Origin of the sequence: Streptomyces uncialis (assembly GCF_036250755.1) — a bacterium.
In the GTDB taxonomy this organism is placed as follows: domain Bacteria; phylum Actinomycetota; class Actinomycetes; order Streptomycetales; family Streptomycetaceae; genus Streptomyces; species Streptomyces uncialis.
In genome coordinates, this window is sequence record NZ_CP109583.1 from 1,328,956 (window position 1) to 1,352,734 (window position 23,779).

Genomic DNA, 23,779 nt, shown 5'->3' on the forward strand with positions numbered 1-23,779 from the left:
CGTGAGGGGCGCACAGGGTGCGCGAAGGGAACGCGGGCGAGCGGCGCGCCGGACCGTGCGCCGTCGCTCGGGGCGTCCGGGAACGGCGTGCGCCGGGTTCCGCACCGCGCGTGCGGGCGTCAGGACCCTGGGGTACGGCGTGCGGCGACGGGAGCTGACACGGGGTCGGCGGCGGGCGCGCACCGGGGCGGTACTCGGCGGACGGCCGCCGGGCCCGGTCGGTCGCGGCCTACACCCTCAGCACGGAGAGCACCGACAGCGGTATCGGTGGCGCGAGTCCGGAGAAACGGTCGCCGCCGCCCGTACCGAGGTGCGGTACCCGTACCAGGTCCGCCGGAAGGGCCAGGGAGGACGGGAGCGCCGGGGGCGGCAGCGGGACACGGGTCGACGAGGGCGGTTCGGGTACGGACTGCTTGCCGCAGGGGCGGGTGAGGTCGGAGACCGTGCCGGACGCCGTGGCGGGAGCGCCGACGGCGACGGGGCCGGACGGAAGGGCGGTACGGGCCGGGGCCGGTCCGGGGACGAGGCCCGCGGCGCGGGTCGGGGACGCGGTGTCATGGGCCGGGACCGGCATGGTGACCGTGCCGTCGGCGCGGGCGAGGGAGCACAGCCAGGTGGTCAGCAGGAGGAGCAGCGCGAGCACGGCGCCGACCGTGGCCCGCGGAGTCCTCACCCGCTCCATACCGATTCCTCCGCCGCCGTTCGTCCGCGCTTGTCCGCGCCTGTACGTGTACCTGTCCGTGCCGTACGTGTACCTGTTCGTGCCTGTTCATACCGGTCAGGGGGCCTGTCCGTGGGTCGCGCCCGTCCGACGGCCCGTGGCGCGCGTCCTGCCCGCTGTGTTCGCCGCTCGCCCTGCCCCGCGCGTTCACCGGGTCCGACCGGTTCGCGGGCAGCCGTCACGTCGGTTCCTTCGCCCGGTCGCCGTCCGGGTGGACAGCGGGCCGGCCGGGAGGCCACGCCCACGATAGATCATGCTGGTCGGCCCCGTCCGAGGCCGGTACGGGTCGCCGCGAGGTCCCGTACGCGGGGCGGTGCGGGTGGCGCGGCCGGTACCGCCGGGTGAAGTGGCGCACAACGGCGGACGGACCGCCGTCCGGAGGAATCCGGAGGGCGGTCCGTCGGACCGGTGCGGCGGGCAGCCGTCACGTCAGCTCCTTCGTCCGGTCGCCGCCCAGGGTCCGTACGGCGGGCAGCACCCGGTCGTAGGCGCGCTCCTCGCGGCTGTCGGCGAACTGGGTGCGGTAGAGCTGCGCGTAGCGGCCGTCGAGGGCGAGCAGGGTCTCGTGGGTGCCGCGTTCGACGATCCGGCCGTCCTCCACCACGAGGATCTGGTCGGCGCCGCGGACCGTGGACAGCCGGTGGGCGATGACCACGGCGGTGCGGTCGGCGAGGGCCTCGTCGAGGGCCGCCTGGACGGCCGCCTCGGAGGTGTTGTCGAGGTGGGCGGTCGCCTCGTCGAGGATCACCACGCGCTGGCGGGCCAGCAGCAACCGGGCGATGGTCATCCGCTGGCGCTCGCCGCCGGACAGCCGGTAGCCGCGCTCGCCGACGACGGTGTCGAGCTCCTCGGGCAGCGACCGGACCAGCTCGTCGAGACGGGCCCGGCGCAGGGCGTCCCACAGCTCGTCCTCGGTGGCGCCGGGCCGGGCGAGCAGGAGGTTGGCGCGGACAGACTCGTGGAAGAGATGGCCGTCCTGGGTGACCATGCCGACGGTGGCGCGCAGCGACTCGGTGGAGAGGTCCCGTACGTCGGTGCCGCCGACGCGGACCGTTCCGGAGTCGGCGTCGTAGAGGCGGGGCAGCAGGGACGCGACGGTCGACTTGCCGGCGCCGGACGAGCCGACGAGGGCGACGGTCTGGCCGGGTTCGGCGCGGAAGGACATCCCGCGCAGCACCTCTCCGCTGTCGCGGCTGTCCAGGGTGGCGACCTCCTCCAGGGAGGCGAGGGACACCTTGTCGGCGGCGGGGTAGCCGAAGCGCACATCGGTGAACTCGACGGCGACCGGCCCCTCGGGGACCTCATCGGCGTCGGGGCGTTCCTCGATCAGCGGCTTCAGGTCGAGGACCTCGAAGACCCGCTCGAAGCTGACGAGTGCGCTCATCACCTCGACCCGGGCGCCGGCCAGGGCGGTGAGCGGGGCGTACAGCCGGGTGAGCAGCAGGGCGAGGGCGACGACGGCGCCGGGCTCCAGGGTGCCGTTCAGCGCGAACCAGCCGCCGAGTCCGTAGACCAGGGCGAGTGCGAGGGCGGAGACCAGGGTCAGCGCGGTCATGAAGGTGTACTGGGACATCGCGGTCCGCACCCCGATGTCGCGGACCCGCTGGGCGCGGGCGGAGAACTCGGCCGACTCCTGCTCGGGCCGTCCGAAGAGCTTGACGAGGGTGGCGCCGGGGGCCGAGAAGCGCTCGGTCATCCGGGTGGCCATGGCGGCGTTGAGCTGGGTCGCCTCGCGCTGGAGTCCGGCCATCCGGGCGCCCATGCGGCGGGCGGGGAGGACGAACACGGGGAGCAGCAGCAGCGCGAGGAGGGTGATCTGCCACGACAGGGTGATCATCACGGCGAGGGTGAGCACCAGGGTGACGACATGGCCGACGACCCCGGCCAGCGTGCTGCTGAAGGCGCGCTGGGCGCCGATGACGTCGTTGTTGAGGCGGCTGACGAGGGCGCCGGTGCGGGTGCGGGTGAAGAAGGCGACGGGCATCCGCTGGACATGGTCGAAGACGGCCCGCCGCAGATCGAGGATCAGGTTCTCGCCGAGGGTCGAGGACAGCCGCCGCTCCATCAGTCCGAGTCCCGCCTCGGCGACGGCGATCAGGGCGATCAGCAGGGCGAGCCGGACCACGGTGCCCGGCGGCCCGTTCGACACGATCGCGTCGACGACGCGTCCGGCGAGCAGCGGGGTGGCCACGGCGAGGAACGCGGTGACGACGCTGAGCAGGAGGAAGCGGATGATCCGGGTGCGGTGGGGGCGGGCGAAGGTGGCGATACGGCCGAGGGTGGCGCGGTTGAAGGGGCGGCGGTCCTGCGCGTGGAGCAGTCCGTTGAGCTGGCTCCACGCTGTCGTCTCCATGTCCATGCCCTGACGGTAGAACCTCAAGCAATGCTGAGGTCAAGCCCTGGCCCGGAATTCGACGCCAAGTTCCCTCCGTAGGAGAGGGGTCGGCGGTCAGGGAGTGTCCGTTCCCCCGTCCGCGGCGGGGGGTTCGGTCGGGGTCGGGGTCCCGCCGGTCGTGCCGAGCACCGTGATCCGGACCGGTCCGCCGTCCGGGTCGACGTCCCGTACCCAGGCGGCGGACATCCCGACGGTGCGGTTGGGCACCGCGGTCCCCCGCAGCCGCTCGTGGTGCAGTACGCGGCCGTCCTGGGCCACTTGGAGCACCGGCCGGTCGAGGAACCGCGCCGTGCGCAGCACGAACGGCTGCCGTGCCGTGGCGGTGGCGAGGAGGTTCGGGGCGATCCAGCGCAGCGGGGCGTCGACCCGGACGGGCACCGGGGCAGCCCGGTGCGTGCCGGGGACGGCCGCGAGATGGGCGAGGACCGGTACGGCGGCGAGCACGCCCTCCCGGGCCGCGGTCCCGGCGGGTTCGGCGGCGTGCAGCAGGCTTCCCACGGCGAAGACCCCGTCGCGGGTGGTCCGGAAGGACATGTCGACGGCGGGTCCAAGGGTGCCCGGGTCCAGTACGAGGCCGCCGTCGCGGGCGAGTTCGTGTTCGGGGACGAAGTCACCGGTGAAGACGGCGGTGTCGCAGGCGAGGGTGGTGGTGCGGCCGTCGGAGTGCCGCAGCCGGACGCCGGCGAGCCGTCCGTGGCCGACGAGGGCGGTGACGGTGGTACGGGTCAGCAGCGGGACCCCGTACCGCAGCCGGGCGGCCGTGGCGTGCGCCGGGGACGCCTGGTGGCGCTCGTACTCCGTGACCATGGCGACGGGTGCGACGCCGGCGCGGCGCAGGGTGTCCACGGCGTGGTACGAGACCTGTTCGGCGCCCACGACGACGGCCCGCCGTCCCACGTCCTGCCGGTACAGGTACACGGACTGCTGCAACTCGCCGGTGGTGAACACCCCGGCGGGCCGTGTCCCGGGCACGAGCCGGGCGGCGCGCGGCCGTTCACGCGCGCCGGTGGCGAGGACGACGGCCCGCGCGCTCACCTCGGCGGGCCCGTCGGGTCCGGTGGTGGCGAGGGTCAGCGGGCCCGTCCAGCCGAGGGCGGTGACCCCGGTGCGCAGCCGGACTCCGGCGCGTTCGGCGGCGGCGGTCCAGCGCCCGACGTAGGCGGGTCCGTCGACGCTCTCGGCGCCGGTGCCGAAGCCCCGGTGGAAGCAGTGGCGCGGTACACCGCCCGGTTCGCGTTCGCGTTCCAGGATCTCGACCCGGCCCGCGCCGAGCGCGGCGAGACGCGCGGCTGCGGCGAGCCCGGCGGGCCCGGCTCCGACGACGAGGACATCGACGTCACGGTGGGTGCCGCCGGTTCCGCCGGATCTGCCGCTGGGGCTGTCACTGGTGCTGTCGTTCGTGTCGGTGCTGGTGCTGGATGTGTTCATGTGGGGGTTCCTCCCGCCCGCCGGAGCAGGTCGCGGACGGCGGCTCCGCAGTGGGAGCCCTGACATCGGCCGCCGCGGGCCCGGGTGCGGCGGCGCAGACCGTCCGGGGTGACGGGCGGGACGGTGGAGTCGAGCGCGTCCCGGATCTCGCCCAGGGACACCCGTTCGCAGTGGCAGACGAGCGTGCCGTACGCGGGGTCGCGCGCGATCAGGTCGGCCCGGACGCAGGGGCGTTCGGCCGTGCGGCCGAGGTCCGGCACCCGGATCGGCGGCAGCGCGGCGGACGGGCCGGGATCGAGTCCCGCGCCGGTGAGCAGGTCCAGGGTGTGGGCGGCGAGGGCCAGGGAGGCGCTGAGCCCGGTGGAGCGGACACCGCCGAGGGTGACGTACCGCTGGGCGGGGTGGGCGCGGACCCGGTAGTCCTCGTGTCCGGTGGCGGCGCGCAGCCCCGCGTACGCGGCGGTGACCTCCGCGCCGAGGAGCGCGGGCACGATCCGGGCGCCCTGGGCCCGCAGCCCCTCCAGCCCTTCGGCGGTCGTCGCCGTGTCGTCCTTGGCGTCCGGCCCGTCGAGATCCTCGGCGGTGGGGCCGACCAGGACGTTGCCGTGCACGGTCGGGGTGACGAGGACACCCTTGCCGAGGGCGGTGGGCACCGGCAGCAGGATGTGGCGGACGAGATCGCGGGCCGGGGTGTCGAGAACGAGGAGCTGGCCCCGGCGCGGGCGGACCGTGAAGTCCCGGTGACCGAGCAGCAGATCGAACTCGTCGGCGCGCAGCCCGGCGGCGTTCACCAGCCAGCGGGTACGCAGGGTGCCCCGGTCCGTGGTCAGGACATGGTGCCCGGCGGCCCCGGTCACCTGGTCCACCCGGGCCACCCGGCAGTTCAGATGGAGGTCGGTTCCGGCGCGCACGGCCTGGGTGGCGTAGGCGAGGGTGGTGCTCCAGGGGCAGACGACGCTTTCGCCGGGGACGGCGAGGGCTCCCAGCGCGCCGGGCCCCAGACGGGGTTCGCGGGCGCGTACTTCGGCGGCGTCGAGGAGGACGGTGTCGTCGTATCCGTTGCGCCGGGCCTTCGCGGCGAGTGCCGGGAGGGCCGCGAGTTGCTCCTCGTCCCAGGCGACGAGGAGCGCGCCCACCCGTTCGAGGGGGATGCCGCAGTCGGCGGCGTACGCGGCGAGCAGCCGTGATCCGTCCCGTACGAGGCGGGACTCCAGCGAGCCCGGGACGGCGTCGAAACCGGTGTGCAGGATCGCGGTGTTGGCCTTGGAGGTGCCGTCCCCCACGTCGTCGCGGGCGTCGACCAGCGCGGTCCGCAGGGCCGGGTACCGGGCCAGCTCACGGGCGACGGCACTGCCGACGACCCCGGCGCCGACGACCGTGATGTCGTAGACGGCCGCCGGTAGGTCACCGCCGCGGGTGACGGCGCCGTACGTGGCCGACGGTACGGCGGGCGCCGGTACGCCATGTGCTGGGACGGCGTGCCGGTCGGGGGGCGGGACGTGGGCGGACCGGGCGGGCCGGTTCCGCGAGTCCTGTACCGCCGGGACCTGGGCGGAGGTGTGCGCGTGCGGGGCGTTCACCGGTCGGTCCCCGCCGCCCGTTCCGCACCGCCGGTCGGACGTGCCCCGGCCGCGCGCTCTGTATCCGCTGCCGCGTGTGTATCCGCTTCGGCTTCCGTGTCCGCTTCCGTGTCCGCTGCCGTCCGCGCCGGACGGGGCGCCGGGAGCGGGGCGCTTTCCCGTGCGGTGTGTTCCGTCCGGTCCGTACGTTCGAGTTCCGCGGTGACCGCCGCGTGGAAGACGGCGAGCCGTTCGGCCGCCTCGTCCGCGTCGATCCGGGGTTCGTAGACGGTGCGCGGGCGCCAGTGGGGCACGGCCTCGTCGATGGTCAGGCCCGGTTCCTGGCCCAGCCTCGCCACCGCGCCGATGCCGAGCGCGGTGGCATCGGGCAGCGCGGACACCTCGACGGGCAGCTGGAGCAGATCCGCCTGGGTCTGCATCAGCAGCGCGGAGCGGGTGAGGCCGCCGTCGACGCGCAGTACGGTCAACGGCCGTCCGAGGTCCCGGGCGGTGGCGTCGGCGAGGGCGGTGACCTGCGCGGCGAGGCCCTCGCACAGGGCGCGCACCAGATGTCCGGGCCGGGTGCCGAGACCGAGACCGGTGAGGGAACCGCGCGCCTCGCCCCGCCACCAGGGCGCGGCGAGACCGGCGAGGGCGGGGACGAACGTCACCCCGCCGCTGTCTGGGACGGACCCGCCGACCGGATCGAGGTCCGCCGCGCCGGAGACGACCCCGAGGCCGGTGAGCCAGCGGACCGCCGACGCGGCCGTGTACACCTGCCCGTCGAGGCAGTAGCTCGTCTCCCCGGACAGCCGCCAGGCCACACAGCTCACCAGCCCGGAGTCCCCCCGGCGGGGCTGCGGGCCGGTCTGGGCGAGGAGGAACGCGCCGGTGCCGTAGGTGCATTTGGCGGTGCCCGGTTCGGTGACCCGCTGGGCGAGCAGCGCCGCCTGCTGGTCCACCAGGAGTCCGGTGAGCGGGAGTTCGGGGCCGAACGCGGTGGTCGTGCCGACCGGGGTGTCGCAGTCCACGATCTCCGGCAGGTCCTCGCCGTCGAGCCCGAAGATCCCGAGGGCGGTCCCGGACCACGCGACCCGATCCAGATCGAGGAGCTGGGTGCGTCCGGCGGTGGCCGCGTCGGTGACATAGGCGCCGGTGAGCCGGTGCACCAGCCAGACGTCGCTGGTGGTGACGGTGCCCTCGCGGGTGAGGTGGCGGCGCAGCCAGGTCATCTTGGGGGCGGCGAAGTACGGGTCGAGCGGAAGTCCGGTGAGTTGGCGTAACGCTTCCGCGTGCGGGGCGAGTTCGGCGCAGACGGACGCGGCGCGCCGGTCCTGCCACACCAGCGCCGGGGTCAGGGGGCGTCCCGTCGCCCGGTCCCAGGCGAGTACGGTCTCCCCCTGGTTGGCGAGGCCGACGGCGGCCACCGGTTCCCCCGCTTCGGCGAGGGCCTGCCGCCCGGCGCGGACCACGGACCCGTACAACTCGGCGGGGTCCACCTCGACCAGGCCGCCGGGGCCCTCGCGGGGGTGCACGGGGGCGCTGCCGCTGCCGATGACCCCGCGCCGCGGGCACAGGACGAGGGCCTTGGTGCCGGAGGTGCCCTGGTCGACGGCGAGCACGGGCCGGGCGGCGGAACGGGTACCGGCCGTCATGTGTCCTCCTCCGGTGCGCCGTGCGGCGTGTCCGCCGGTGTCCGGCGCCGGGCACTCCGGCGGCGGGTGATCACCGCGCCAGCGTCCAGCACATACCGGCGCCGGTCAAGCCCGCCTCATCGCAGCTCAACGCACCTACGCTGGAGGCGACTTGTCCGAATCACCGGCTCCCCCACGGCCGCCGCACCGCACCGCCCGTCACCGAAGGCGCGGACGCCGCCCGGACGGCGTCCGCCCCCGTACCCCACGGAGGTCCCGCGTGTCCCATGACCGTCGCCCGGTCCCCGCACCCCGGGCGGACCGGAAGGAAGCGCCGCCGCTCGACGAGGAACAACGGCTGCGGGAGCTGGGCTACCGCCCCGAACTCGCCCGCCGGATGGGCGGCTTCGGCAACTTCGCGATCAGCTTCTCCGTGATCTCCGTGCTGTCCGGCTGTATGACCCTGTACGGATTCGGGATGGGCACGGGCGGTCCCGCCGTGATGATCTGGGGGTGGGTGGGCGTCGGGTTCTTCGTGCTGTGCGTGGGGATGGCGCTCGCGGAGGTCACCAGCGCGTATCCCACCTCGGGCGCGCTGTACTTCATGGCCGACAAGCTGGGCGGCAGACGCTGGGGCTGGTACACGGGCTGGCTGAACCTGCTGGGGCTGCTCGGGGCGATCGCGGGCATCGACTACGGCGCCGCCCTGTTCACCGGCGCGTTCCTGAACCTCCGCTTCGGCTTCGAGCCGACCCCCGGTTCCACCATGCTGATCTTCGTCGCGATCCTGCTGCTGCACGCCACCCTGAACCTGTTCGGCGTCCGGCTGGTGAGCGTCCTCAACACGATCAGCGTGTGGTGGCACCTCGCGGGCGTCGCGCTGATCGTCGGCGCGCTGTGGATCGTGCCGGACCAGCACCGGTCGCCGTCGTTCGTGTTCACCGAGTTCGTCAACGACACCGGCTGGGCCAATCCGTTCTATGTGGCGGCGGTCGGGCTGCTGCTCGCCCAGTACACGTTCTCCGGGTACGACGCCTCCGCGCATCTGTCGGAGGAGACCTCCCGCGCCTCGGTCGCGGCGGCGAAGGGGATCGTGCGGGCGATCTGGGTGTCGTGGATCGCCGGGTTCGCGCTGCTCACCGGACTCACCTTCGCCATCCAGGACTACAGCGGCACCCAGGACAGCGCGACGGGTGTGCCGCCCGCGCAGATCTTCCTCGACGCGCTCGGGACCGGCGGGGCGAGCGCGCTGCTCCTGGTGGTGATCGGGGCGCAGTTGTTCTGCGGCAACGCCGAGGTGGCCGCCGCCAGCCGGATGGTGTTCGCGTTCAGCAGGGACAACGCCCTGCCGGGTTCCGCGCTCTGGCGCCGGGTCAGTACCCGTACGCGCACCCCGGTCCCGGCGGTATGGCTGTCGGTGGGGGTCGCGGGTCTCCTCGCGCTGCCGTCGCTGTACTCGGCGACGGCGTACGGCGCGGTGACGGCGATCAACGTCATCGGGATCACCCCGGCGTACGCGATCCCGGTGTATCTGCGACTGCGCGCGGGCGACCGGTTCCGGCGCGGCCCGTGGCACCTGGGGCACTGGAGCCGTCCGGTCGGATGGGTCGCGGTGGGGTGGGTCGCGGTGGTGACGGTGCTGTTCCTGCTGCCGCAGTCGTCACCGGTCACCGTCGGGACGATGAACTACGCGTCGGTGGCGCTGCTGACGGTCCTGCTGCTGGCGACCGTCTGGTGGTACGTGGCACGCGACTCGTACGGGACACCGGAGCCGCCCCCGGCCGACGAGGTGCGGGCGGTACCGCCCGAGGACGCGGTACCCGGTACGGCGGACCGGTAACCGGCTTTCGACCGACAGCTGACCGGTCGGCTGCCACCGGCAGCCGACCGGGCCGCGCGGCGACCTGACCGGCGGGTTCTCAGCGGCGGCCGGATGTGCGAGAGTCCTGGTCGGTCGGGTGCGACGGGTACGAAGGGTGGGACGGCTCCACGGGACCTGCCGGGGGCCGGGGCCGCCCGGACTGCCGGGGGCGCACCACACGAACCGGAACGCGCCACGCAGGCCGCACAGGCCGCACAGGCCGCACAGGCCGCACAGGCCGCACAGGCCGCACAGGCCGCACAGGCCGCACAGGCCGCACAGGCCGCCGAATGATGCCGAACGAAGGGGCGCAGCGCAGTGACAGAGCCGGTGAGCGGGACAGCGGGGCCCACCGGGCCGCGCGACCTCGTCGTGGGGCTGCTCGGCGCGGGCGCCATGGCGCGCGCGCATCTGCCCGCCTGGCTCGCGCTGGGCGCGCGGGTCACCGTACTGTCCGCGAGCGGCCGGGCGGCGGAGCTGGCGCGCCCGTACCGGGACCGGGGTGTCACCGTGGCCCGGGACCTCGGCGAACTGCTCGGCGGCTGCGACGTCGTCGACATCTGCACCCCGACACCGAGCCACCGGGAACTGGCGCTCGCCGCGATCGCGGCGGGCCGTCCGGTGGTGTGCGAGAAGCCACTGGCGCTGACCACCGAGGACGCCGCTCTGGTCGCGCGGACCGCCGAGGCGGCGGGGGTGCCGCTGTTCCCGGCGCATGTCGTGCGGTACTTCCCGGCGTACGCGGCGGCGGCCCGGGCGGTCGCCGCGGGACGGATCGGGACTCCGTCGGCGCTGCGGTTCACCCGGGCCGGGGCGTACCCGGTGTGGGCGCCGTGGTTCGCGGACCCGGCGCTGTCCGGGGGCATCCTGGTCGACCAGATGATCCATGACATGGACTTCGCCCGGCTGCTGGCGGGCGAGGTGGTCCGCGTCCACGCGCGGGTCCGCGTCGGCCGATTCACCGACGGGGACGGCCCGGACCGCCTCGGGCACCCGACGGCGTCCGGCACGGCCCTGCTCACCCACGCCTCGGGAGCGGTGAGCCGTCTGCTGGGGGTATGGGGTCGGCCCGCTCTGCCCTTCCGTACGACGTTCCGGGTGAGCGGTCCGGACGGGGTGCTGGAGCACGATTCGACGGCGGGTGCCGCAGGGGCAGCGAACGCCGTGGGGCGTCCGGGCGGCGCGCGCGCCGGGCGTACGGGCTCCGCGCCCGGGGACGTGACGGCGGCAGGCGCCGCAGGGGCACCGGCGGGCGATCGGGACGTGGAGGCACCGGCGGGCGGTTCCGACGTGGAGGCTCCCGGGGGCGCGTTGCCGGAGAGTCCGTATCTGACGCAGTTGCGGGAGTTCGCGGCGGCCGTCGCGGGTGGTCCGCCGCCCGGGGTGAGCGCGTGGGACGGAGTGGCCGCGGTGCGGATCGCGACGGCCGCGGCGGAGTCGGCGCGGACCGGGAAGCCGGTGGAGCTGTCCGGACCGCTCGGGTAGACGGACCGTCGCGGGTGCCCGGCCGATCCGCCGACCGGGCGCGCGGCCCGGCGAGGGTGTCCCAGGCTCCGGCGTGCGGTGGACGGCGGTCCCGTCGGCTACGCCGGTTCCGACGGCCCCACCAGGTCCGAGAGCTGCGCCAGGCCCGTCCGGCCCCACAGCTACGCCGGGTCCGACAACTCCGACAGCCCCGAAAGCCACGCCACCAGGTCCCCGGTGACCCGTTCACCGGTGGCCGCGACATCGCCGTCGAGCGCTCCGAGGTCCGCGCGGTACACGGATGTCCGGTCCCGTCCGTGGTGCCGGGTGAGATAGCCGTGACCGGCGCCGTCGTCCCCGACGAGGGTCCAGTGCGGGGAGCGGTCCCGGACGCGGTGGGCCGTGTTGCGCGCGGTCAGGAGGTGCGGGCCGTACACGGTGGTGCCGTTGTCGAGGCGGACGCCCGGTACGCTCCGCCAGAGCCGGGCGAGGTCGGGGACGGGACCGTCGCGGAACCCCGACTCCCGTGCGGCGGAGACCGTGAGGAATCCCGCGAAGGTGTCCGCGAACGGCTCCTCGTCGCCCGTCCACGGATCACGCCGCACGATCTGGTACTCCGCGCCGCGCGGCCGGTCCAGCGCGAAGCCGTACCGGTCCCCGCCGCCGTCGGACTCCGCGCAGAACCACAACCGGTCCTGGTCCGCGCGCCGCCACCCGGCGGTGATGTCCTCCACGGTGTCGTCGTGGTGCGGGGGCGGCGCGACATCCGCGAGGACGCCCACCCCGACCCGGCCCGCCCGGTACGTGCCCAGCCACCACCGGTACGAGGCGGGCAGCGGGCCCAGGGTTGCCTCCGCCGCCGCGATCCACTCCCCCGGAACGCCGCCCGGGAGGCCGTCGATCAGCGGCGACGCGTCGATCAGCGCTCGCAGCAGCAGGGGGTCGGGTGTCATCGGGGAAGTGTGGCACGCCCCCGGCGAAGGCCTTCGGCCACGGGTGCGGAGGTCTCAGCCTCGGGTGACGAAGTCCAGGAGCAGCGACCGGTACCGTGCGGGCCGGTCCCTCGGGAGGGCGTGTCCCGCGCCCTCGACGGCCACGAACCGGGTGTCCGGCAGGGTCGTCACGTACTCACGGGCCACCTCCGGCGCCAGATAGTCGCAGTCGCCGCGCAGCACCAGGGCCGGTACGTGCGCGGTGCGGAGCGCGGGCCGGGGGTCGGGGATCTCCTCGAAGTCGGTGGAGGTCAGCTGGTTGGCGTAGAAGCCGAGCGGGTTGTGGTGCGCGGGTGCGGGGGCGGCGCCGGGGCAGGAACCGCCGTCCTTGCCGGTCAGGGCCGTCTCCCGCATCCAGTGGTCGGCCTCGCGGTCACCGACGAGGGCGTGCGCGGCCCGGGGGTTGACGCGCAGCAGCAGGCTCGCCGCCAGGATGCGCGGTTCACCGGCCAGTTCCTCGCGGCGTTCGCGCTGCGCGGGGGTGAGCCGCTTCCAGGGGTCACCCGCCTCGCTGCCGGGCCGGGTGCGGCCCCACAGCGCGCCCGGGGAGGTGAACACGGCACGGGCCACCCGGTTCCCGTGCGCGGCGAGGTACTGGGCGGCCAGCGAGGCGCCCCAGGACTGGCCCACGAGGATCACCCGTTCCGCGCCGATCGCCCGGCGCACCGTTTCGAGGTCGGCGACGTGCCGGGCGACCGTGTAGTCGCGTACGTCGCGGAGCCGGGTGGAGCGTCCGGAGCCGGTCTGGTCGTAGGCGTACACGTCGAACCCGGCCGCCGCGAGGGCCTGTCCGGCGCGGGGAACGCCCTCACCGGGGGTGCCCGGCCCGCCGTGCAGGAAGATCACCGGCGTGGGGCGGGGGGTGCCCGCGGCGCGCTGGTGGACGTACGCGAGCCGGTCCCCGGCCGGGGTCCGCCAGTACTGGACACCCTGCGGGACGGGTCCCGCGTCGGGCGCGGGCATGGGCCGGAACACCGTGACGGACCCGAGGACCGCGACGCACGTGGTGAGCCCGGCCGCGAACAGCGCGGTGGCGCGACGGCGCCGCGTGGTCACCCCGAACAGCGTGAACGCCGCCCGGCCGAGCAGCGATCCGACGGCGAGCGCGGTGGTGAGGGCCGCGCCCGCGAGCAGCGGTATCCACGCGCTGACCAGGGCGAGCGCGAGGAACGCGGCGACAGCGGCGGCGGGGGCCAGCGCGAGGGCGGCGGCCAGCAGGAAGGCGCCGAAGAGCCTGCGGGGAAGGGTGGTTGCCATACGTTCGAGGCTAGGAACGGAACGGCGCGCGACCGTCGGACGAGGGAACGATTCCCCGGGCCCCGGATGTCCGCCCCCGGGGCGGCGGGCCCCCGCCGCGCGGCGGGGGTGGACCTCGCCCATGCGGCACGGGGAAACCGACAGCCACGTGCGACGGCCGAGCGGCACGGGAACCCGATGGCCGCGTGCGACGGCCCAGCGGCACGGGAACCCGACAGCCACGTGCGACGGCCGAGCGGCACCTGGACCCACGCACCCGCGCGCGACCCGCACGCGGACGAGTACGTCCAGGGGTGCCCCAGGGTCGCGAGCAGCGTCAGCCCCCGTACCGGAACCGGTGGGTGGGCCCGCAGGGCAGGGAGCCGCAGGTCAGCGCACTCCCGGGCGGATCAGCCCCGTCTCGTACGCCGCGATCGTCGCCTGGACCCGGTTGGCGACGGACAACTTGCCTAGGATCACGCCGACATGGTCCTTGACGGTGGCGGGGCTGATGCCGAGCTGCCCGGCGATGTCCGCGTTGGACAGTCCACGCGCGAGCTGCCGCAGGACATCCGTCTCACGCGGGGTGAGCCGGCCGAGGAGCGTGGGGTCGGCGGGTTCCGTGGTGGCGGCGAACCGGTCGATGAGGCGGCGGGTGACAGCCGGGTCGAGCAGGGCGGCTCCGCCCGCGATGACCCGGATCGCGTCGGCGACCCGTTCCGGTTCCGCGTCCTTGAGGAGGAACCCGGCGGCGCCCGCGCGCAGCGCCGCGTACACGTATTCGTCCAGGTCGAAGGTGGTGAGGACGAGGACCCGGCTGGCGGGCGCCCGCCGGGTGAGCCGGGCGGTCGCGGCGAGTCCGTCCAGGCCGGGCATCCGGACGTCCATCAGGACGACATCGGGGCGCAGCCGCAGCGTGAGGTCCACCGCGCCGTCACCGTCCGCCGCCTCACCGACGACGGTGAGCCCCGGTTCCGCGTCGAGGACCGCGGCGATCCCGGCGCGCACGACGGCCTGGTCGTCGGCGACGATCACTCGGATCGGGATGGGAACACCTCCGGCAGCCATACCCGGACCGACCCGTCGCCGGCCGCCCAGAGCGTACCGCCCGCGCGGTCGGCGGCCGTTCGCAGTCCGCGCACCGTGCGACGCGGCGGGGCGGGGGCGTGCAGTTCGAGACCGTTGTCGAGACAGCGGAGGGTGAGGGTCGTCCCGCCGGTCATCAGCATCGCGGCACACCGGTAGGCGGCGACCTCGACGGCGACGGGCAGGGGTCGGCGGGGTCCGTGGTGGCGGAGGGTGACCCCGTACCGGACGGCGAGGGCGGCCATCCCGGCGAGCGTGGGCGGCGGGGTGTCGTCGCTCACGGGACGGTCCGCGGCCCCGGGGCCGTACGTGCTCGCGGGACGTTCCGTGCCGCCGGGACGGTTCACGTGGTCGAGGCCGTGCGTGCTGCCGGGGCGGTCCGTGGTCCCTGAACCGCCCGCACACCCGGGGCCGTCCGCGACCCCGGGGCCGTCCGCGACCCTGGGGCGGTCCGTGCTGCCGGGACCTTCCGCGGCCCCGGGGTCGTACCTGTTGCCGGGACGGTCCGCGATCCCGGGGCCGTACGCGCTGCCGAGGCCGTGCACGCATCCGGGGCCGTGCACGCATCCGGGGCCGTCGGGCACTCGGTTCGGTGGCACCGGCGCGGGCCGGGGGACGGGCGACGAGGGGGCGGTGAACGGGGGTGCGAGATGCGGGGACTCGGGGTGCGAGCGCTCGGAGTGCGGGCGTTCGGAGTGCGTGGGCGCAGGACGTGGTGGTGCGGGGCACGAGGGCACCCGCGTCGGCACAGCCGCTGACCCGGACGGACTCGCGGATGACGGCCCGTCCGGCGGCGCGGCAGGCGGCTCGACCGGCTCCCCGAGCGGTGCCGGAAGCCACCCCGTGAACGCCGCTCCCGGTGACCCCCCGGACCTCGGCCCGGACACCGGCTCAGGCAGTCCCCCGGGCGCCGGGCCAGACACCGGCCCGGCCATCCATCCGGCCGCCGCCCCCGACCCCGACCCCGCCCGGAGTTCCACGAGCAGGTCCCGCAGGGCCGTCAGCGCGGCGCGGGCCTCGCTGCGGGCGGCTGCGAGGTCCCCGGCGTCCGCCGCCTCCGCGACCGCGTGGGCGTGCCGCCGGGCGGTGTCCCGCAGCCCGGCGGCGAACCGTTCGCGCTGTGCGCGGACGGCCGCGCCGGTCTCCCGTGCCCGCAGCTCCCGTCGCCGGTCGGCGTCGGCGCGGCGGACCGCGCGGCGCCGGGCCGCCCGGCGGCCTGCGGCCCAGACGAGCAGCGCGGGGACGGCGAGCAGCGCGGACAGCACGGCCCAGGCCGCCACACGGTCACCGCTGACCCCCGTACCGCGGGCGAGGGCGAGGCCGCCGACGGCGGCGACCGCGGTGACGGCCGCGAGGCCGCGTCCCCGGTCCAGCCGCTCCCCCGCCGAGCGGACGAAGGCGAGTTCGACCCACCAGTGGACGAGCAGGACGTCACCGGCGGGCGGTCCGCCCCAGTCGGCGAGGTCGCAGCCGAGCCACAGGAGCAGGGCCAGCAGGACGGCGGCCAGGCCCCGTTCCGGTGCCCTGCGCCGCACGGCGAGCGGTGCGGCGTGCAGCGCCGACAGGGCGACGAAAGCCGACGCGGACGCGGGACCGTCGAAGGAGTCCGGCGCACCGGTGGCGAGGAGGGCGACCCCGAGGGACAGGGCGGTCGCGAGGCCGACGAGGGCCCAGTCGCGGGCGGCGGGGCCGGGCCAGGCGGGCCAGCGGCGGGTGGGCAGCGGGGCGGTGAGCGGGAGTTCGGCGCGTACGGTCCAGCCGGGGCCGGAGGGTCCGGCGGTGAGGGTGCCTCCGGCGGCGCCGACGGCGGACCGCAGGCCCGGGATGCCGAGTCCGCCGCCGAGGCCGGGGGCGGACCGCTCACCGCCGCCGTCCGTGACGGTCACGACGAGGAGGCGGCCGGTGTCCCGTGCCGTGACCGCCACCCGTACCGGGGCGCCGGACGCGTACCGCTGGGCGTTGGTGAGGGCTTCGCGGACCACGCGGTGGGCGGTGTGCGCGGTCGCGGGCGGGGCGGTGTCCAGGGTGCGGGTGTGGTCGGCGCCGTGGCGGGCGGCGAGGGTGTCGATGTCGGCGAGGTTGATCCCGCCGGGGCGGGTGTCGGGCGCGGTGAGCCGGTCGATTTCGGCGACCGTGCCGCGGCCCGCGGCGGCGGCGTGGCGCAGGGCGTCCCGGGTGAGGTCGGGGCGGTCGAGCCGCAGGGCCGCCGCGCAGGACACCACGACGCCGGTCAGCCGGTGGGCGGCGGCGTCGTGCAGTTCGGCGGCGAACCGCTCCCGTTCGGCGAGGACTTCGTACCGTACGGCCGCCCCGGACGCGGCCCGGTGCGCCCGGACGGCTTCCCGGTCGGCGGCGCGGCGGCGCCGGGACCGGCCCGCCGCCCAGAGCACCGCCCCGCATCCGGCGACGACGACCGCCGTCCCGGCGGTGTGCCGCGGCGGGCTTCCCGTCAGCGCGGCGGCGAGGGCGGCTGCCAGTGCCGTGGCGGCCACCCCGGACACGGCGGTCCCGGCGGTGCCGTGGACGGCGAGGGCGTACAGGGCGAGGGCCACGGCGACCGGCGGGCCTACGGTGTCGGCGGGTGCTCCGGCCAAGGCGGCGGCGAGGGCCGCGGCGAGGACGGCCGCGAGCGTCCCGGCGAGGGCGGCGAGCGGCCGGGTGCGGCGGCCGAGGAGGGCCGCGCAGCCGAGCGCGGTGGCCGCCAGGGCGGGCGGGCCCGCCGGGGGGCCGCCGCTGACCGTCACGCACATCTGTACGACGGCGGGCGTCAGCGCGGGAAAGGCCGCCGCTCCGGCCCGCGTCAACCTCTCGCCCACGCACCGCCGCGTCATAGGGCCCTCTCCTCCGGGCTCATACGGCCCCCCTCCCCCGCGTCCGGACGCAGGACCGCCCCGACCTGGTGTTCCGTCGTCCGGCACGGTACCGGTCGGGGCGTACGGGCGCCGTCCGGCCGGGCGCCCCGGTTAACGGGCGCGCGGAACCAGCGCGTGAAGTCCCATGCCACTTACGGCGATCGTGCCGCGTCCGCCCTGGCGACCGTCCCGCGTCCGCTTTGTCAATCGTGCCGCCCGCGTCCAGGATGTGTCGCCATGGCGGTAGGGAACTGGCGGCGCGGTGAGATCGTGCTGGGGCGGTACGAGGTGCTGGACGTCCTCGACAACGGGGGCATGGGGCTGGTGTTCCGGGTCCGGCACCGTGACTGGCAGACGGATCTGGCGCTGAAGGTGCCCCGTCCCGAGCTGCTGAGGGTTCCGGCGGACGGGGACGCGTTCGCCGCCGAGGCCGGCACCTGGGCGGGGCTGGACCCGCATCCGCATGTCGTGAACTGTGTGTACGTGCGGCGGATCGACGGCTCGCCGTGCGTGTTCGCGGAGTGGGTGGACGGCGGGAACCTCGCGGAGCGGGTGCGGGGGCGCCGTCCGCAAGGCGGCGGGGAGACGGCCCGGTTGCTGGATCTGGCGGTGCAGATCGCCTGGGGGATCGCGCACGCGCACCGGGGCGGGGTGGTGCATCAGGACATCAAACCGGCCAATGTGATGGTGACCGGGGACGGGATCGCGAAGGTCTCCGACTTCGGGCTGGCGAACGCGCGGGCGGCGGCGGGCGAGAGCGCTGTCGCGCCGCCCGGGGTGAGCCTGTTCGCCGGGTACGGCGGGATGACGCCCGCGTACTGCTCGCCGGAGCAGGCGGAGGCCCGGGCCGGGGCGCGGCTGGCGATGACGCGGGCGACGGACGTGTGGTCGTGGGCGCTGTGCGTGCTGGAGATGTTCACGGGCGGTCCGCCGTGCCGGCTGGGGCAGAGCGCGCCGGAGGTGTTCGAGGTGCTGGTGGAGGCCGCGTCGCGGGGGTCGGGCGTGGCCGCGATGCCCCGGGCGCTGGTGGACCTGCTGCGCCGGTGTTTCACGCTCGACCCGGCGGCCCGCCCGCACGACCTGGACGGACTCGCGGCCGAGGTCGCCGCGATCCACGCGGACACGGTCGGTGAACCGTACCCGCGGGCCCGTCCGGCCGGGACGCGGCTGCTCGCGGACGGGCTGTCCAACCGGGCGCTGTCGCTGCTGGATCTGGGCCGCGAGGAGGAGGCGGAGCTGATGTGGCGGGAGGCGGCCGGTGTCGACCCGCACCATCCGTCGGCCGTCCACAACTGGGCTCTGTACCGCTGGCGGCGGGGGCGGATCGGCGACACGGAGGTGGTGTCGGCGCTGCGGGCGGCCCGGACGGTGCGGGGCGGCCGGTGGGACGGGGACCCGCTGCTGGGCCTGGCGCAGCTGGAGCGCGGCGCGGACGACGAGGCCCGCGCGCTGCTGGCGGACGCTCCCGGGACGCCCGAGTTCGAGGCCGGGCGGCGGGAGTTGGCGCGTCGGCCGGCGGCCGTGGCGCCGCTGCGGGTGAGCGGCCACCGGGGCGGGGTGTCGGCGCTCGCGGTGGACGGCGCGGGGACGGTGGCGCTGAGCGGTGGTGCCGAGGGCTGCGTCCGGGTGTGGGACCTGCCGGGCGGGCGGTGCCGTCATGAGCTGTCGGGGGCGCGTGGCGGCCGGATCGTGTCGGTCGCGGTGAGCGCGGACGGCCGGTACGGGGTGGTGGCACGCCGGGACGGGCCGGTCGAGTGGTGGGATCTCGCGACGGGGACGCCGCGGTACCGGCTGACGGACCGTCCGGCCCGGTTCACCGCGGTGGCGGTGACCTCCCGGGGGGTGTGCTTCCTCGGTGACGAGCAGGGGCTGGTGGGCCGGTGGGAGCCGGGGGCGGGCCCGGCGGTGCGGGAGCTGGGGCGGCACGGCGGGACCCGTACGGTGGCGGCCGGGACGGCGCCGGACCCGTGCGCGGTCACCCATGTCGCGGCCGGACAGGACGGCGCGGTCGTGGTGTCCGTGGCGGAGCGGGGCGGGCTGACGTCGGTGTACGTGTGGGACACCGCGCTCGGGCGGGTGCGGCACCGGCTGGAGCGGTCGGCGGATTTGCGTTTGACGGGCCTGGACCGGGTGGCGCTGAGCCCGGACGGCGGGTACGCGCTGCTGACCGGGCGTTTCGGGAGCGAGGCCCGGATCTGGGCGGCCCATGACGACCGGGTGCGCGACACGGTGCCGGACTCCATCGACCCGCATGTCGCCGTCGCGTTGAGCGCGGACGGCACGATCGCGGTGTCCGGCGGGACGGGCGGTCACACGGCACGGGTCTGGGAGACCGGGAGCGGGCGCTGTCTTCGGACGTTCGCCCTTCCGTCCGGCGGGAGCACTCCCGGGGGCATGGTGTCGCGCGGCCGGGTGGCCGTCAGCGGCGACGCCTCCACGGCGGTGGTGGCCGATCAGGACGGCGGTCTGTGGGTGCACCGGCTGCCACCGACCGGGTTCCGTGCGGCGTGGAGCTACGCCCGCCCCCGGTCGGCCGCCGATCTCGGTGACACCGCGTCCCAGTTCCGTGAGCTGCTGGACGGTGCCGAGCGGCGGGTGGCGGACGGCCGGACGGCGGACGCGGCACGTCTGCTCCGGACGGCGCGGTCCCTACCGGGCTTCGAACGGCACCCGGAACTGCGCGCCGCGTGGGCCGCGTTGGGCCGGGGCCGGGAGCGGACCGGGGTGCTCGCTGTGCTGCGGCGGTACGACATGCGGGGCGGCACCTGGACGTTCACCCCGCGGGTGACGCTCGCGGTCGAGTCGGACGGCGATGTGATGATCACCGGGGGCGGCGACGGAGCGCTGCGGGTGTGGGAACTCCAGTCCGGCCGGGGCATGTTCGTGTTCCCCGACCGCGCCGGGAAACCGCACACCGTGCTGATCGCCGACGACGAGCCCACCGCCGTCACCGCCGACTGGTCCGGTACGGCGTTCGTCTGGGACCTGGAGGGCGGGGTCCGGCGGGACGCGCTGCTCGGCAAGCACGGCCGGGTGAAGTGCGTCGCGATGTCCGCCGACGGCCGGTACGCACTGGTCGGGGACGAGGGCGGGGCACTGGTCCTGTGGCGGCTGCGGCCGGCCGCGGCGGTGCGGGTGACTGCGGCCCATACGGGGCCGGTGTCCCGGGTCGCCCTGAGCCGGGACGGCCGGTACGCGGTGTCGACCGGCCATCAGGACCGGATCGCGCGGGTGTGGCGGACGGCGACCGGCGAGGAGCTGTTCTCGTTCCCGCTCGGGACGATGCCGGTGGGGCCGCGCGGGATGCGCTTCAGCCCCGACGGCGAACGGCTGTACGTCAACGCCCAGCCCGTGATGACCTGCTGGGAGGTGCCCACCGGCCGCGGGCTGTTCTCGGTCGAGGTGTCGTACCGGGACACCCTGGCGATGAGCGCGGACTGCCGGGTCGGGGTGACGTCCGGGGTCGGCTGTCTGGTGGTGTGGGACGCGGTGCGGGGCCGGACGATCCGTGAACTGCCGGACCCGGCGGTCGCGTTCGACATCAGCCCGGACGGCGGGTACGTGCTGAGCGCCGGGTACGACCACACACCGCGGCTGTGGGACGTGCGTACGGGGCGCTGCGCGCATGTGCTGGACGGCCATCCGAGGCGCATCATGGACGTGCTGTTCACCGCCGACGGACGCAACGCGCTGTCCACCGACGCCCGGCCCGCCATCCGGCTCTGGGAGTTCGACTGGGACCACGACTTCGGTCCGGCGGCCGCCCCATGAGCGTGACGGTCGTCCTCACGGTGCCGGGCCCGCCGCCCGCGGAGTACGTGTACGGGGAGCCGTTCAGCGTGGTGGTGGGCCGCGCCGCGGAGTGCGGCATCCGGATCGGGGCGGGGCACCGCGGTGTGTCGCGGCGGCACTGCCGGATCGAGAACGCGCCCCCGCCGCTGCGGATCTCGGACCTGGGGAGCAGCTTCGGTACGGAGGTGAACGGCGTACGGCTGGACCGGCTCACCGAGCGGCCCCTGGTGGACGGCGACGAGATCCGGGTGGGCGATGTCGTGCTGCGGGTGGGGGTGCGCGCGGCCCCGGCCGCCGCGCCGCCCGCCGCGCCGGAGCACGGCGACGCGCTGCCCGCGGCGCCGCCGGGGTATGAGCTGCTGCGGGAGCTGGGGCGCGGGGCGCAGGGGGTGGTGTATCTGGCCCGGGACCGGTCGAGCGGGGCGCTGGTGGCCCTGAAGCGGGTGCTGGCGTCGGGGGAGGTCGACGGTGCGGCGCGGTTCGCGTTCCGCCGTGAGTTCGGGAGTCTGCGGGCGCTGCGGCATCCGAACATCGTGGCGTTCCGGGGTGGTCACGACCGGGGCAGCGCGTTCTGGTTCGCGTGCGAGTACTGTCCCGGCGGCAGTCTGGTGGATCTGCTCGGCGGACGGGGCGGGCGGCCCCTGTCGGCGGCGCGGGCCGTGCCGCTGACCCTGGGCATGCTCGCCGGACTGCACCACGCGCACCGGGCGGAGGTCCCGGCGCCCCGGCAGGCCGACGGTGCGGTGGTGACGGCCCGGGGGCTGGTGCACCGGGACGTGAAACCGGCCAATGTGCTGCTCGTGGGTGAAGCGGGCGGCCCCGGACCGGTGGTGAAGCTCGCGGACTTCGGGCTGGCGAAGGCGTTCGAGCACGCCGGGCTGTCCGGTCACACCCGGTCGGGGGCGCTCGGCGGCACGCTGCCGTTCACGGCCCGCGCGCAGCTCGTCGACTACAAGTACGCGGGCCCCGAGGTCGATGTGTGGGCGACGGCCGCGTGTCTGTACTGGCTGCTGACCGGGACGACGCCCCGCGACTATCCGCCGGACCGTGATCCGGTGGCGGTGAGCCTGCGGGCTCCGGTGGTGCCGGTACGGGAGCGGGACCGGTCGGTGCCGCCGGGGCTCGCGGAGGTCCTGGACGAGGCGCTGGTGGACACGCCCGCGATCCGGGTCACCACGGCGGCGGGCCTGGCGCGGGCGCTGGTTGCGGCCACGCCGGGGCGGTGACCGGCTCCGGAACTGCGGCTGCCGGTGCGGCCGTTGGGCGCCGGTCCGGGCCGCGTCCGCCGCCCCGCGCCGACCCGGTCCGCGTGTGCCGTTCCGGTCTGCCGAGTGCGGGTCCGGTCTGCCGCTGTCAGTCCGCGAGGGCGACGTACAGCGGGGTGCCGAGCAGGACCGTCCGGTCGCCGTGCAGTTCGGGGTAGGGGCTGGGGCCGCTGAGGAGGCGCTTGGCGAGAAACTCGACGTGCTGGGCGGGGCCGCGCAGCGTGGAGTTGGCCTGGGCGACGGTGGCCAGCGCGTCGGTGTCGGCGGCGGCGAGGGCGTCCTGGGGGCCGGGGGCGGCGGGGCGCAGGACGAAGTCGTCGTCGGCCGGGGTCGCGATGCGGTGCAGGAGCACCGGGAGCAGGGAGGCGCTGAGCCGGTCCGGGGCGGGTGGCGGCGGGGCGCCCGCGTCGGCGGCGGCCCGGGTGGCGGCGCCGAGGACATGGGCGCTGGCGCCGCCGAGGCCGAGGATCGTGCGGCGGGTGCGGCCGCCGAAGTACACCGTGTCGTCGTCGCCGACAAGTCCCCACTGCATCGGCAGCAGGCCCCCGAAGTACTGGCCGGGTTCGTCCACATCGCCGATGTCGCCGTGGTCCTGGAGGAAGCGGACCACCCGTTCGAGGCGGGCGACGCGGTCGGCGGAGGCGGACTCGACGCTGCGTCTGGCGGTGACGACCTTGAGGTCCAGGCCCACCTCGGAGGTCCGCTTGCGGGCCCAGCCCGGGTCGGTCTGCGAGAGCAGCATGTCGACCTTGGCGTCGCTGATGTAGAGGTAGTAGCGGAACGACACGTGGACCTCCCGTGCTGCGGCCCCGGTCGCGGTGCCGTCGGTGCCCCGGCCCCCGTCGCGGTGCCGTCGGCGCGCGGTGATCCTACCGGGCGGTCGGACCCGCCCCCGACGCCGTCGGGACGGGGCGGCGGGAGCGGCGGGCTCCGGCCGTGGAGCAGCCGGCGTGGTCAGCGGGCGGGTGCTCCGTGGGCGAGGGGTTCGCGGACGGGGGTTCCGTGGGCGAGGGGTTCGCGGGCGAGTGCTCCGTCGGCGACGGGTTCGCGGGCGGGCTCGGGCGGGCCGGAACCGTCGTATCCGCGGACCGCGTCGAGGTACTCGGCGATGGCGTCCCGGTTGCGGATCAGACAGGTGACGCGCTCCGTCATCCGGTCCCGCTCGTGCTCCAGGGTGGCGATCATCTCCGCGGTGGCGTCGGGGAAATAGATAGTGCGGGGCTTGTCGAGGCAGGGCAGGATCTGTTTGATGATCCGGGTGGGCAGTCCCGCGTCGAGCAGACCGCGGATCTGGAGGATCCGGTCCACGAAACGTTCGTCGTACTTGCGGTAGCCGTTCGGGGTGCGCTGGGACACGATGAGCCCCTGCTCCTCGTAGTAGCGCAGCAGACGGCGGGGGGTGCCGGTGCGCTCCGACAGCTCTCCGATACGCATGTGATGCACCTCACATCGAGCCGGATTGACCTTCACATATGTGTGAGGGTTTGAGCATAC

The 23,779-nt window shown here is 75.6% G+C and carries 15 protein-coding genes; 4 read left to right on the forward strand and 11 right to left on the reverse strand.

From position 1 onward, the window contains the following. Positions 1 to 229 precede the first annotated feature (229 nt). From OG711_RS05215 to OG711_RS05235, 5 genes are all read right to left on the reverse strand, one after another. A complete protein-coding gene (locus OG711_RS05215) occupies positions 230 to 682 on the reverse strand; it encodes a hypothetical protein (RefSeq protein WP_073786856.1) in 453 nt (150 codons plus the stop codon). A gap of 463 nt (positions 683 to 1,145) precedes the next feature. Further along, positions 1,146 to 3,074, reverse strand: a complete 1,929-nt coding sequence (locus OG711_RS05220; protein WP_178391010.1) for an ABC transporter ATP-binding protein — start codon at positions 3,072 to 3,074, stop codon at positions 1,146 to 1,148. Positions 3,075 to 3,170: 96 nt separating this feature from the next. After that, complete coding sequence (locus OG711_RS05225; protein ID WP_329558545.1) at positions 3,171 to 4,544, reverse strand: NAD(P)/FAD-dependent oxidoreductase; 1,374 nt, start codon at positions 4,542 to 4,544, stop codon at positions 3,171 to 3,173. After that, entirely contained in the window at positions 4,541 to 5,926 is a 1,386-nt protein-coding gene (locus tag OG711_RS05230; protein ID WP_329563628.1) for an FAD-dependent oxidoreductase, read from the reverse strand. Before OG711_RS05230 ends, OG711_RS05225 begins: the two co-directional genes overlap by 4 nt. A gap of 194 nt (positions 5,927 to 6,120) precedes the next feature. Beyond that, on the reverse strand, positions 6,121 to 7,758 hold the full coding sequence (locus OG711_RS05235; RefSeq protein ID WP_329558546.1) for an FGGY family carbohydrate kinase: 1,638 nt from the start codon (positions 7,756 to 7,758) through the stop codon (positions 6,121 to 6,123). A 259-nt stretch (positions 7,759 to 8,017) separates the two neighbouring features. Here OG711_RS05235 and OG711_RS05240 point away from each other — a divergent pair, with 259 nt between their 5' ends. Next, positions 8,018 to 9,577 (forward strand): amino acid permease, encoded by a 1,560-nt coding sequence (locus tag OG711_RS05240; protein ID WP_405672770.1) that lies wholly within the window; start codon positions 8,018 to 8,020, stop codon positions 9,575 to 9,577. A 339-nt stretch (positions 9,578 to 9,916) separates the two neighbouring features. Then, entirely contained in the window at positions 9,917 to 11,083 is a 1,167-nt protein-coding gene (locus OG711_RS05245) for a Gfo/Idh/MocA family protein (protein WP_329558547.1), read from the forward strand. A gap of 161 nt (positions 11,084 to 11,244) precedes the next feature. Here OG711_RS05245 and OG711_RS05250 read toward each other — a convergent pair whose 3' ends face one another. The 4 genes from OG711_RS05250 to OG711_RS05265 form a co-directional block, all read right to left on the reverse strand. After that, a complete protein-coding gene (locus tag OG711_RS05250) occupies positions 11,245 to 12,015 on the reverse strand; it encodes an SMI1/KNR4 family protein (RefSeq protein ID WP_329558548.1) in 771 nt (256 codons plus the stop codon). A 54-nt stretch (positions 12,016 to 12,069) separates the two neighbouring features. Continuing rightward, the gene (locus tag OG711_RS05255) at positions 12,070 to 13,311 is read right to left on the reverse strand and encodes an alpha/beta fold hydrolase (protein ID WP_329558549.1); all 1,242 of its coding nucleotides are present in this window, start codon (positions 13,309 to 13,311) and stop codon (positions 12,070 to 12,072) included. A gap of 369 nt (positions 13,312 to 13,680) precedes the next feature. Then, complete coding sequence (locus tag OG711_RS05260; RefSeq protein ID WP_329558550.1) at positions 13,681 to 14,358, reverse strand: response regulator transcription factor; 678 nt, start codon at positions 14,356 to 14,358, stop codon at positions 13,681 to 13,683. Continuing rightward, the gene (locus OG711_RS05265; RefSeq protein ID WP_329558551.1) at positions 14,322 to 17,207 is read right to left on the reverse strand and encodes a histidine kinase; all 2,886 of its coding nucleotides are present in this window, start codon (positions 17,205 to 17,207) and stop codon (positions 14,322 to 14,324) included. The genes OG711_RS05260 and OG711_RS05265 overlap by 37 nt, the downstream gene beginning before the upstream one ends. Positions 17,208 to 17,465: 258 nt before the next feature. Here OG711_RS05265 and OG711_RS05270 point away from each other — a divergent pair, with 258 nt between their 5' ends. Next, complete coding sequence (locus tag OG711_RS05270; protein WP_329558552.1) at positions 17,466 to 20,999, forward strand: protein kinase domain-containing protein; 3,534 nt, start codon at positions 17,466 to 17,468, stop codon at positions 20,997 to 20,999. After that, positions 20,996 to 22,246, forward strand: coding sequence for an FHA domain-containing serine/threonine-protein kinase (locus OG711_RS05275; protein WP_329558553.1), 1,251 nt, complete (start codon positions 20,996 to 20,998; stop codon positions 22,244 to 22,246). Before OG711_RS05270 ends, OG711_RS05275 begins: the two co-directional genes overlap by 4 nt. A 127-nt stretch (positions 22,247 to 22,373) precedes the next feature. On the opposite strand, the gene OG711_RS05280 is transcribed toward OG711_RS05275, so the two are convergent. Both OG711_RS05280 and OG711_RS05285 read right to left on the reverse strand, forming a co-directional pair. Then, the gene (locus OG711_RS05280) at positions 22,374 to 23,072 is read right to left on the reverse strand and encodes a DUF7019 family protein (protein WP_329558554.1); all 699 of its coding nucleotides are present in this window, start codon (positions 23,070 to 23,072) and stop codon (positions 22,374 to 22,376) included. A 167-nt stretch (positions 23,073 to 23,239) separates the two neighbouring features. After that, positions 23,240 to 23,719 carry a MerR family transcriptional regulator gene (locus OG711_RS05285; RefSeq protein WP_079184537.1) on the reverse strand — a complete coding sequence of 160 codons (480 nt, stop codon included), beginning with the start codon at positions 23,717 to 23,719 and terminating at the stop codon, positions 23,240 to 23,242. Positions 23,720 to 23,779: the final 60 nt, after the last annotated feature.